This is a genomic window from Paraniabella aurantiaca, from assembly GCF_050309965.1.
Classification (GTDB): Bacteria; Bacteroidota; Bacteroidia; order Chitinophagales; family Chitinophagaceae; genus Niabella.
Map to the genome: position 1 here is coordinate 2,081,261 of NZ_JBLOSY010000001.1, position 11,957 is coordinate 2,093,217.

8 protein-coding genes are annotated in these 11,957 nt (G+C 41.5%); all 8 read left to right on the forward strand.

The genetic code is table 11. The features are described from left to right. Positions 1 to 48: 48 nt before the first annotated feature. A complete protein-coding gene (locus tag ACLOAU_RS09075) occupies positions 49 to 411 on the forward strand; it encodes a four helix bundle protein (protein WP_427861546.1) in 363 nt (120 codons plus the stop codon). A gap of 46 nt (positions 412 to 457) precedes the next feature. Continuing rightward, positions 458 to 1,699: a sulfate adenylyltransferase subunit 1 gene (locus ACLOAU_RS09080; RefSeq protein WP_427861547.1), complete on the forward strand. Its 1,242-nt coding sequence runs from the start codon at positions 458 to 460 to the stop codon at positions 1,697 to 1,699. 17 nt (positions 1,700 to 1,716) lie between these two features. Beyond that, positions 1,717 to 2,598, forward strand: a complete 882-nt coding sequence (cobA, locus tag ACLOAU_RS09085) for a uroporphyrinogen-III C-methyltransferase (RefSeq protein ID WP_427861548.1) — start codon at positions 1,717 to 1,719, stop codon at positions 2,596 to 2,598. After that, entirely contained in the window at positions 2,588 to 4,297 is a 1,710-nt protein-coding gene (locus ACLOAU_RS09090) for a diflavin oxidoreductase (protein WP_427861549.1), read from the forward strand. The genes cobA and ACLOAU_RS09090 overlap by 11 nt, the downstream gene beginning before the upstream one ends. Positions 4,298 to 4,649: 352 nt before the next feature. Further along, entirely contained in the window at positions 4,650 to 6,308 is a 1,659-nt protein-coding gene (locus tag ACLOAU_RS09095) for an NADPH-dependent assimilatory sulfite reductase hemoprotein subunit (RefSeq protein ID WP_427861550.1), read from the forward strand. Between the two features lie 89 nt (positions 6,309 to 6,397). Next, the gene (gene epsC / locus ACLOAU_RS09100) at positions 6,398 to 7,246 is read left to right on the forward strand and encodes a serine O-acetyltransferase EpsC (RefSeq protein WP_427861551.1); all 849 of its coding nucleotides are present in this window, start codon (positions 6,398 to 6,400) and stop codon (positions 7,244 to 7,246) included. Between the two features lie 121 nt (positions 7,247 to 7,367). Beyond that, positions 7,368 to 8,936: a TSUP family transporter gene (locus tag ACLOAU_RS09105; RefSeq protein ID WP_427861552.1), complete on the forward strand. Its 1,569-nt coding sequence runs from the start codon at positions 7,368 to 7,370 to the stop codon at positions 8,934 to 8,936. Positions 8,937 to 9,213: 277 nt separating this feature from the next. Next, on the forward strand, positions 9,214 to 11,799 hold the full coding sequence (locus ACLOAU_RS09110) for a TonB-dependent receptor (RefSeq protein WP_427861553.1): 2,586 nt from the start codon (positions 9,214 to 9,216) through the stop codon (positions 11,797 to 11,799). The last annotated feature ends 158 nt before the right edge of the window (positions 11,800 to 11,957 follow it).

The following is an 11,957-nucleotide window of genomic DNA, read 5'->3' on the forward strand; positions in this document are numbered from 1 at the left end:
AGGGAAAACAAGCGAACCGACTAATCAACAAATAAACTAATCAACCAAATGTACCAAAGTTTTGAAGATCTGGAAGTTTGGAAAGCCGCCAGAGTTTTGAAAAAGGAAATTACAGCGTTAACTAAGACATTTCCGGATATAGAAAGATTTCGACTTTCGGACCAGCTGATAAGAAGTTCCCGTTGTGTAGGGACACAAATATCTGAGGGGCATGGAAGGCATACGATACCAGATAGATTACGGTTTTGTGTTATTGCAAGAGGCTCGTTAAGTGAAACCTTGAATCATTTGATTGATGCCCTTGATGAAGAATACATAACCGAAGAACAGATAAATTATTTTAGAAAACGAATAGATGAGGTTGGTAGGTTACTTAACGGTTACATTACTTATCTGAATGGAAAGAAATAGCAAGTTTAACTAATCAACTAGTCAACTATTCAACTAATCAACAAAAATGGACATTCTCAGATTCATAACCGCAGGTAGTGTAGACGACGGTAAAAGCACATTAATAGGTCGCTTATTATACGATAGCAAAAGCATCCTGGTGGATCAGCTGGAAGCTTTGGAAAAGCAATCCAAGAATAAAAATGCTGATGGTATTGACCTGGCATTATTGACCGATGGCTTACGTGCAGAAAGAGAACAGGGTATTACTATTGATGTAGCTTATCGCTATTTTAACACACCCAAAAGGAAGTTTATTATTGCTGACGCGCCCGGGCATGTTCAGTACACCCGTAATATGATCACCGGGGCATCCAACTCCAGCCTGATCATTATTCTTATAGATGCCCGTTCAGGTGTAATAGAACAAACACGCCGTCACTCAATCATCGCCTCTTTATTGAAAATGCCGCATGTTGTGGTAGCGATCAATAAAATGGACCTGGTTGATTTTTCGGAAGCGCGTTACAATGAGATTAAAGCGGACTACGAAAAAGTAGCAGCTCAGCTGGGTTTAACTAATGTTACCTACATACCTATTGCTGCTCTGCATGGTGATAATATAGTAGAGCCTTCGGCTAAAATGAGTTGGTTTACAGGGCAACCTTTACTGCAATTTTTAGAAGAAGTAGAAGTGTCTGAGGATATTAATCATTCCGACCCCCGTTTTCAGGTACAATATGTAATACGTCCTCAGACCAAAGAGTTGCACGACTATAGAGGTTATGCAGGCCAGGTAGTAAGCGGTGTTTACAAAAAAGGCGACAAGATCACCGTGTTGCCTGCAGGTATAGAAACAACGCTTTCCAGGATTGAAATTGCGGGTGAGGAAGTAGAAGAAGCTTTTGCACCGCAGGCCGTGGTGCTGCACCTGGCCGATGATATAGATGTAAGTCGCGGCGACACATTTGTTCGCAGTGATAATCAGCCTAAAACTGAGAGCGAAATAGAAGTGATCCTTTGCTGGCTGGACAACAAGCCACTGGTACAGGGCAATAAATATTTCTTACAACACAAAGGGCGGTTAATACGTACGATTATAAGAGAAATTGAGTACAAGCTGGACGTGAATACTTTAGAGCATACCGGGGTTACCGATAATGTGAAGCTGAACGAGGTGGTGAAAGCTAAAATTAAAACCGCACAACCTTTGGTATATGATCCGTTTGATAAGATCAGTGACTATGGTAATGCGATATTGGTGGATGAAACCAGCAATAGTACTGTAGCTGCTGTTTTATTATCCTAAACAAGCACTCTGAACCAATGATTCTTTCTCATCATACAACAAGTCATTTAAACCCGCCACAGGACGGCATAGGCTCAGTGGTATTGGCTGCTGCAGGTCCTGGTGACCCTGATTTGATCACAGTAAAAGCTGCTAATGCACTACGCGAGGCTGAAGTGGTTTTGATAGACCGCCTCGTAAGCGAGGTAATATTACACCGTTACGTTTCGGCCGGTGCAGAAATAGTAAGAGTGGGCAAGGAATGCCGCAACAATATTTCAACACCTCAACAGGTGATCAATGAGTTGATTGTTGATTATGCATTGAAAGGCAAACGGGTGGTTCGTTTAAAAGGAGGCGATGTATCTATCTTCTCTAATGTTTTAGACGAACTGCAGGTATTGATCGCCAATAAAATTCCTTACGAAATTATACCGGGTGTTACGGCATCTTTGGGTGCCGCGGCCTACGCAGGTATACCTTTAACAGCACGTGGTTATGCTACTTCAGTAAGATTTTTGACCTATTATAAATCGGATATTGTAACAGATGAGCATTGGCAGGATCTGGCACGAACTAACGATACGCTGGTTTTTTATATGTCATCCGGCACACTCGAAAATGTTGTAAGAAAGCTTCAGCATTTCGGTGTTCAGAAAGATGTGCATGTAGCAGTGGCAGAGCAGGCCACTACCTGTTATCAGCGTATACATGAGTGCAATATTTATGATTACGACCAGGTACTGGCAGGAAAGAAATTTGTTTCACCCTCGTTGGTGATCATCGGGAAAGTGGTGGCGTTACATCAACAGTTTAAATGGCTGAAAAATAGTGAGCACGAGGAGCAATATTTTGTGCCCGTAAGCGAAGGAATCCAAAACATCAACGAACTTAATAAACCAATAAAGCATGTTATCTGAAGATAAACTGCAGAAGATTAAAGAATTTACTTCTACACTTTCCAGGGAAGAACTGATCTGGCTGAATGGCTATATTGCTGGGCAGGCCGGCGCATTGCAGGGCGCGCTTCCCTCATCAGGGGCGCCTGTAGCACTAAACAAAAAAATTACGCTGGCATACGGCACAGAAACAGGGAACTCCAAAAAGCTGGCTACACAGCTGGCGGGTATTGCCAAGAAGAAAGGCATTGGTGTTAAGCTGGCCGGACTGGATCAATACAGGTTTACAGACCTGACTAAAGAAGAGTATTTCTTTGTAGTGATCAGTACGCAGGGTGAAGGAGAGCCTCCTTTGCTGGCTAAGAAATTTTATGACCAGCTACACGAGCAGGCTGTCGAGTTGAAAAAAATGAAATTCGGCGTACTCGCACTTGGCGATACCTCTTATGCGCAATTTTGTAAAACCGGGGAAGATATCGATGCAAGGCTGGAAGCCCTGGGCGCTCATCGCATGTTACCGCTGAAAAAGTGCGATGTAGACTACGAGGAAGATTCACTTCATTGGATCGACAATGTAGCCACTGTATTGCAAACCAGCGTAGGAAGTGTTCCGGCTATTGCGGCTCCATTGGTTGAAGAAAAGAAACCTGCCGGTAAAAAACATTACAATGGCATTATCGTAACCAACATCAACTTAAACGATAGAGGCAGCAACAAAGAAACTTATCACGTAGAGATCAGTACCGATGAGGATCTGGATTATTTACCCGGCGATGCGCTGGGGCTAATACCGGTAAACAGTGATGCGGCAGTAGAAGAAATCATTGCTCTAACAGGTGTAAATCCGGAACTGGAAATACAAACCGCTAAAGTGAAGGCGCCGGTTCGTGAGTTATTAAAGAAACATCTGAACATCTTATACCCGCTTAAGTCTACCATAAAACAATATGCGGCTATAACGGGTTATGAGATCCCCGAAGAATTAAGATTGAGCATTCCTGATTTGCTCAAAAAGTATCCAATAAAGGCTGCTGCAGCCTTTGAAGAAGTGATAAAGATCTTAACGCCCCAGGCGCCAAGGTTATATTCTATCTCTTCAGCTCCCGGAAGCCATGGTTTGGGCGAAATACATATTACGGTAAGTAAGGATGAATACTATGTGGAAGACGATAAGCGTACCGGCGTGAGCAGTGAGTTCTTTTCAACTCATCCGGCAGGTACTGAGTTTGAATTCTTCATACAGAAGCAAAAGCACTTCAGGCTTCCCGCTAATGATAAGGATGTGATCATGATCGGACCAGGTACAGGTATTGCGCCTTTCCGTTCTTTTATTGCTGAGAGAGATGCGCAGGGTGCTGAAGGCCGTAACTGGTTGTTCTTTGGAGAGCAACATTTTGTCACAGATTTTTTATATCAAACAGAATTGCAGGATTATTTGCAAACAGGTGTGTTAACCAACCTGGATGTAGCGTTCTCACGCGATCAGAAAGAAAAGATATATGTACAGCATCGTATGAAACAAAGAGGTGCCGAGTTGTACGATTGGATCAGCAATGGTGCCTATATGTACATCAGTGGAAAGCGGGAACCAACCAGTAAAGACGTCGAGAAAATGCTCGTAGAAATTTTTAAAGAGCATGGTAATAAAACGGAAGAAGAGGCAGAGAAATACCTGCACCAATTAGTAGAAGAAGGACGTTGGGAGAAGGATGTGTATTGAGTAAGGTTAACTGGTTTATAGGGTTAAAAGTTAACAAGGCAACCGCGTAGCGGTCAAATGTAAATAGCCCCGGATTAAAATCCGGGGAAATGAAATAAAAGAGGTTTTGAGCCGCATAGCGGCGATATATAGAAGACGAACGAATAGGTGTATTGAGATATATAACAGAGGCAATATACCGAGCGGGCCTCAATGGTACAGGGAGACATTGTAATTTAGATGACATATAATTATAGCAGAAAAAGTAATTTGTATTCAATAAGGGTAACTGGTTGATAGGTTGTAAAGTTAAAAAGGGATTTTGTGTAACCCCGTCAACTAATCAACTTGTTAACTAATCAACTAAAATTAAATGAGCGAACAATCACCAGTAGAAAAGATAAAAATTGCCAGTAACGGATTGCGTGGTACTTTAAAGGAAAGTCTGTCGGATAGCTATACAGGGGCCGTGCGTGAAGATGATACGAACCTGATCAAATTTCACGGTATGTACCAGCAGGATGACCGGGACAGACGTGAGGAACGTAGTGCCAAGAAGCTGGAGTGGCTGTATTCTTTTATGTTGCGCCTGCGTTTACCGGGAGGTTTCTTAAAACCCGAACAATGGGTAGCGATGCACCATGTGGCGGGAGAGCATTCTACCGGAACCATTAAAATAACCACCAGGCAAACCGTGCAATTACACGGAATTTTGAAGTCGCATATAAAACCTACTATGCAGTCGTTTAACCTGGCAGGGTTAGATTCTATTGCTACTTGCGGCGACGTAAACCGTAACGTTTGTTGTACTTCTAATCCTGGCGAATCACCGGTTCATGACGAAGTATTTCAATTCGCATCTAAGATCAGCGAAATGGCGAAGCCTAAAACACAGGCCTGGTACGAGATATGGATCGATAAAGAAAAAATAGGAGAGAAGACAGAAGAAGATCCCTTATATAAAGATCGTTATCTGCCCCGTAAACTAAAGATTGGTATAGCGGTTCCTCCTAATAATGATGTAGATGTATTCATCAATGATATAGCGCTGATCGCTATTATTCAAAATGATAAGCTGGTAGGTTTTAACCTGGCTGCCGGAGGAGGATTAGGAACTACACATGGTAACCCTAATACTTACGCAAGACTGGCTACAGTGTTGGGATTTGTGGAGAATGATGAAGAAAAAATACTGAAAGCAGTGTACGAAACCATCACTGTACAACGTGATTTTGGAAACCGTGCCGACCGGAAATTATCTCGCTTAAAATATACCGTAGACAAACTGGGTGTTGATAAATATCGGGAAGAAATTGAAAAGCGTTGTGGCTTTAAATTAGAGCCTGCCCGTCCGTATACTTTCACTGAAAGGATAGACCGGTATGGCTGGATGCAAAGCGCAGATAAAAAATGGCATTATACGGTATTTGTAGAAAATGGTCGCGTATTAGATGGTGAAGGAATTGATTTTAAAACCTGCCTGCTTAAAATTGCAGAATTAGGTAAATGTAATTTCCGTTTTACAGCCAATCAAAATGTAATTCTTACAGACATCAGTTCCAAGGATAAAGCCGCTATTGAAGTATTGCTAAATGAGTATGGCATTATTGAATATACAGATAAAGCAGGAGCATTAAGAAAAAATGCAATTGCCTGCGTAGCGTTCAATACTTGTCCGTTAGCGTTAGCTGAAGGGCAACGTTATTTACCTACCCTGATTTCCAAGCTGGAACCCATACTGGAAAAGCATAGTATGCACAATGATAATATCGTAATGCGTATGACAGGTTGCCCCAATGGCTGTGGCAGATCTCCAAACGCTGAAATAGGTTTTGTAGGTACTGCTTACGGCAAATACAATTTGCACATTGGTGGCGATAGGTTAGGTGAAAGATTAAACACTAAGTTTAAAGATAGCCTGAACGAAGAGCAGATACTGACCACGCTCGATGAGTTATTTGGGGTTTATACCAAAGAGAAAAAAGAAAATGAAACCTTCGGCGATTTCTCTCACAGGAAGTGGATTCTTTAATTGAGTTAAAAAGTTGATATGTTTGTTAGCTAAAAAGTAGTACTTTCCTTGTCAACATATCAACTCATCAACATTTTAACTATTAAGCAATGAGCAGTAAGAACTTTATAAAACTCCTTTTACAGAACAATGCCAAATTGGGCAACCTGCCCGATAAAGACCTGGCACATCAGTTTATTGATGATATCTTCCAGTTTTTGTTTATCCCTAAAACAGGGGTTAATCAAAAGGAAAGTGACCTGGAAAAAGGCTTTTACTCATTACAAAGTCACCTGGCCACATTAATATATGATGTGCTAAATGACGGAGCTAAATCTCAACAGGCCGTTGAAGTTTTCTTTACTGCTTTACCTGATATTTATGCAACCTTACAGGAAGATGCGGCGGCGTTTGTGGCGAATGATCCTGCGGCACTGAATGTAAGCCAGATATTGCAAACCTATCCAGGGTTCTATGCCATTGCAGTTTATCGTATTTCAAACCAATTACGTAAACAAGGTATACGTGGCTTGCCAAGGCTTTTTGCAGAATATGCGCACAGCAAGACGGGTATCGACATTCATCCTTACGCCACTATTGGCAAAAACTTTTTTATAGATCATGGTACCGGTGTTGTGATTGGGGAAACATCAGTAATAGGCAATGATGTAAGAATGTACCAGGGTGTGACGGTAGGTGCTTTAAACTCTGCAAAAACAAAAAAGAAATCTAAAAGACATCCTACTATTGAAGACAATGTGATTATTTACTCGGGAGCAACTATTTTGGGTGATATTACAATTGGGCGGGACTGTGTAATAGGTGGTAATGCCTGGGTAACGTTCAATGTACCTGCTAATTCTTTGGTATATAACCAAAGCGAGGTAACCGATAAAGACAGTTTTTCGCATAAGGATTCTGTCAGCAAAATTTTAAAAACGACCAAAAAGGATAAATAATTTTATTGTCCCGGCCTGGATGCTACTATCATCTCTCTTGCGTCGCACCCTTGTTTTGCTGAATATAGCTGATCAGTTTTAATTCGTACATGGTACAACTTATATCGTACAATCTACATACTTGAGCGAGTCCGCACATACAAATAATAAAGCTGATATTAGCAACAATCTGTTTCCCGTTTTTTTAAAGCTGGAGCAGTTGAAGCTTTTAATTATTGGGGGAGGTAATATCGGCTTGGAAAAACTGCTGGCTGTTGTTAGAAATGCTCCTGCTACTCAAATCAAACTGGTGGCCATACAAATAAGCGACGCGGTTCGTGAATTTGTAAAGCCTTACAATACCATTGTACTGGAGGAGCGGGCATACCAAATAGCCGATATCCGGGCGGCCGACCTCGTTATTGCAGCTGTAAATGATTTACAGGTAGCACAGCAGGTGAGAGTGGATGCTACGGCTTGTGAGAAGCTGGTGAATGTGGCCGACAAGCCAGAGCTTTGTGATTTTTACCTGGGCTCTGTTGTTAAAAAGGGAAATCTTAAAATAGCTATTTCCACTAATGGTAAATCGCCCACCATTGCCAAGCGTTTGAAAGAGACCCTTAACGAGTCAATACCCGACGAGATTGATGATGTGTTGGATAATATGCAGGCCTTGCGCAATAAGCTATCGGGCGACTTTGATCATAAGGTAAAAGTGCTTAATAACGTAACCCGCTCTCTGGTCGAAAATCCGGATGAAGCTTTAAAAGCTTTCGAATCGGACGCCGAGCCTGCAGGTGAAATGGTTGAGTCTGCTGATGTAGTAGCCAAAGCTCAAAAAAGTACCAATTGGTACCTTATTATATTAGGCATTGTATTATTGGTAAGCTTAAGTGTATATGCTTTGTATGCATTTGGCCTGGTGGATGTGATTTTACAGGAATTAAATAAAGACCATCATCTGTTTTACTGGATGCTGCTGACGGGCTTTCTGGCCGAAATAGTAGCCGGTTCCATGGGCATGGGGTATGGGGTGATTTGTACTACCATTTTGCTGATGCTCAATGTTCCTCCGCCTGTAGTAAGTGCCAGTATTCATTCTGCAGAGTCGTTTACTACTGCGGCAGGCAGTATCAGCCATTTCAAATTAGGCAATGTCAATAAAAAGCTCATCAAAGCACTTGCGCTGCCGGCAATAATAGGAGCTGTTATAGGCGCGTTGTTGCTTACTTACGTGGGTGAAAAATATGCTGCAATAACGAAGCCTTTTATCGCTGCTTATACATTATATCTCGGCGTTCGAATACTAACTAATGTATTTAAAAGCAAAGAGCGCAGAATAGAAAAGAAGAAAACAAATATCCCTTTATTGGGATTGGCCGGTGGTTTTATCGATTCATTTGGCGGTGGTGGTTGGGGCCCTTTGGTAACGGGTACTTTTATTAAAAATGGCAGAACACCTCGTTATGTGGTGGGCAGCTCCACTGTTGCTAAATTTATCTTAACCGTAACCAGCGCTGTTACTTTTATTTTCACTATTGGTATTCATCACTGGAATATTGTTGCCGGATTATTAATAGGCGGTATTATCACAGCTCCTTTCTCAGCCATGCTAACCTCCCGTTTACCTGTGCGAAAAATGTTTTTCGTGGTCGGCGTACTCGTTATCGTAATGAGCCTTATCACCATTTGCAAAGCCATATTCCTCTAAATATTTTTTTAAAAAATAGTCTACTTTTTTTGTGGACTAATTTAATGCACCTATATTTGCACTCACATTTTAAAAGTATGTATACGCAGAAGTATTATAAAAGTTGTTGTTGTAGCGCCTTTCAAGGTAAAAGCTGCTGTTGCTGTTAATACATCGTCAACTATTTTTTTACAATATTAGTCTACATAAACAATAGACTTTGTTGCCGCCCATTTTCTTTATAATCGACATGCCCGGGTAACAAGTCTAAATCGCCAAAATTTATCAAAGCATAACAATGAAACAAAAAAGATCGAGCCAACTTAAACTAACATTTCTTCTTGCAGTCTTTCTGCCGGCGCTGGTGAATGCCCAGCTGGCTGGTAAGGTGGTTAATGAAAACAATGATCCTTTACCCGGCGCAAGTGTAGTTATTAAAGGTACTACACAGGGAACCACAACCGACGGTGCCGGTATTTTTACTTTATCACAGGTACCCAAAATACCTTTCACTGTAACCGTCTCATCGGTTAACTATGCAATTCGCAATATAGCGGTGAGAAATCTGGAAGATTCACTTATTGTTAAACTACAGGTACTGTATCAAACAGATACCGTAGTAATTACCTCCAGGCGCCGGCGTGAAGTATTGCAGGATGTGCCTATTAACGTATCTGTGGTAGGAGGCAAGCAGATTGAAGAATCAGGTGCATTTAATGTTACCCGTGTAAAAGAAATTGTTCCTTCTTTACAAATGTATACCTCCAACCCAAGAAACACCGGTATTAATATCCGTGGACTGGGTTCTCCATTCGGATTGACCAATGACGGTCTGGATCCGGGTGTGGGTTACTATGTAGATGGGGTGTATTACGCACGTCCTGCTGTAGCAACACTTGATTTTGTAGATATTGAAAGGATAGAAGTGTTAAGAGGTCCACAGGGAACGTTATTCGGTAAAAACACTACTTCGGGTGCTATCAATATTACTACCCGTAAGCCAAGCTTTGTGCCCGGCGGTAACCTTGAAGTAAGCTATGGCAACTTTGGATTTATACAGGCCAAAGCTTCTGTTACAGGGCCCCTGACCAAAAGATTAGCGGCCCGTGTGTCTTTCTCCGGAACACAAAGAGATGGAACAGTACATAATATTGCAACTGATAAGTATACCAATGATATCAATAACTTGGGTTTACGTACGCAATTTCTGTATAACGTATCCGATAATACCTCTGTTACTTTAGCAGGTGAATACAATAAGCAAAGACCTGATGGATATGCGCAGGTAGTAGCAGGAGTAGTTACAACAAAAAGACCGGCATACAGACAATTTAATGCAATCACCTCCGACTTAAATTATAAATTACCTAATATAAACAAGGAGGGACAGGTAGATGCATTTATGCGTGTGATCGATCATGATACACCATGGAATTCAGGTAATGAAATAGGCGGTGCATCGGTTAATATCGATAGTAAAATAGGACCAGGAGTACTTACTGCCACTACTGCATGGCGTTATTGGAACTGGGATCCGTCTAATGACAGGGACTTTACAGGTTTACAGGCTTTAGCTAAATCTCAAAACCCGGCCAAACATAAAAACATTTCCCAGGAGATCAGGTATGCAGGTGATATTACAGATAAGCTGAGCGGTGTTATAGGCGTATTTTACCTGGGACAGGAAGTAAAGATTGACGGAACAGAAGAATCTGGTCGCGATCAGTGGCGCTTTTCACAGAGCTCTACCAGCGCGCTTTGGAAAACTCCGGGTCTTTTTGAAGGCTATGGTATCAAAACTAATTCTTCCATCCGTTCTAAAAGTGCTGCGGTATTCGCCAACGTAGACTGGGAGTTTATTGATCATTTCCACATTCAGCCAGGTATACGATTGAATTATGATGAAAAGCAGGTAGTATATGACCGTAAAACATATGGTGGCTTACAAACAACGGATCCTGCATTATTAGCATTAAAAAACGGTGTATATAGCAACCAGTTTTACGAAGCGGATGCATATGAGCGTAATGCTACTTACCAGGTAACATTGGCTTATAGGCCTTCAAGAAAAATAAATGCTTTTGGTACCTTTTCAACAAGCTACAAGCCGGTAGGTGTAAACGTGGCAGGTTTGCCAACTGTTAATGGTCAGCCTGCAACAGATTTGGCTGTTATCCGGCCAGAGTATACTAAGCATTACGAAGTAGGTGTTAAAACGAACCTTACAGCAGATCTTACCTTTAATATAGCTGCTTACAATTCAGATATCAAAGATTACCAGACAAACGTTCAATCGGCCGAGTTGGGAGTAAACAGGGGTTATATCGCCAATGCAGACAAAGTTCGTGTAAGAGGTATAGAAGCTGATGCGTCTTATCGGTTAAACCATCATTTCAGCTTCTATGGTGCGCTGGCTTATTCTGAGGGGATTTATGTGAAGTTCACTAACGCACCTTTGCCTCTGGAAGAAACAGGCGCAACCAATGCGGATAATGTTCAGGTGGCCTTCAAAGATATTTCGGGAGGTGCCATACCAGGAATTTCTAAATGGGCGGGCTCTTTAGGCGGTGAATATTCAACCCCATCATCTTTATTCGGAAGAGCCAATCGTTTCTTTATCGGGGCTGACTTCTTTGCCCGCTCTGGTTTTTCTTCCAGCCCCTCTCCATCTGCTTACTTAAATGTAGCTGGCTATGGATTGGTGAATGCAAGACTTGGATTTAGAGCTACGAAAGGGTTTTCGGCCTTCATCTGGGGACGTAATATTTTGGATAAAAACTATTTTGAACAATTATTGCCTGCCGGTGGTAATGCAGGACATTATGCCGGCGTATTAGGTGATCCGCGTACTTACGGTGTTACTTTAAGCTATGCTTTTAACTAATGTAGTAGTTTCAACCTATTAAGGTTTTTCATATATTTTTTTATTTTGGCAATCGATTATAGGCGTGCTGTTTTTACAGCGGGCCTTTTTTATTTTTTTAAACCTTTTAACCTTTTAATAGTCAAACCGATAATTAATATCGGTTTTTCAATTAAAAA

What these genes read in the sequence shown, in the direction of transcription:
- epsC (WP_427861551.1), top strand. Translation starts at nt 6,398, where the DNA reads ATGAGCAGTAAGAACTTTATAAAACTCCTTTTACAGAACAATGCCAAA.
- cobA (WP_427861548.1), top strand. Translation starts at nt 1,717, where the DNA reads ATGATTCTTTCTCATCATACAACAAGTCATTTAAACCCGCCACAGGAC.
- ACLOAU_RS09110 (WP_427861553.1), top strand. Translation starts at nt 9,214, where the DNA reads ATGAAACAAAAAAGATCGAGCCAACTTAAACTAACATTTCTTCTTGCA.
- ACLOAU_RS09080 (WP_427861547.1), top strand. Translation starts at nt 458, where the DNA reads ATGGACATTCTCAGATTCATAACCGCAGGTAGTGTAGACGACGGTAAA.
- ACLOAU_RS09090 (WP_427861549.1), top strand. Translation starts at nt 2,588, where the DNA reads ATGTTATCTGAAGATAAACTGCAGAAGATTAAAGAATTTACTTCTACA.
- ACLOAU_RS09075 (WP_427861546.1), top strand. Translation starts at nt 49, where the DNA reads ATGTACCAAAGTTTTGAAGATCTGGAAGTTTGGAAAGCCGCCAGAGTT.
- ACLOAU_RS09095 (WP_427861550.1), top strand. Translation starts at nt 4,650, where the DNA reads ATGAGCGAACAATCACCAGTAGAAAAGATAAAAATTGCCAGTAACGGA.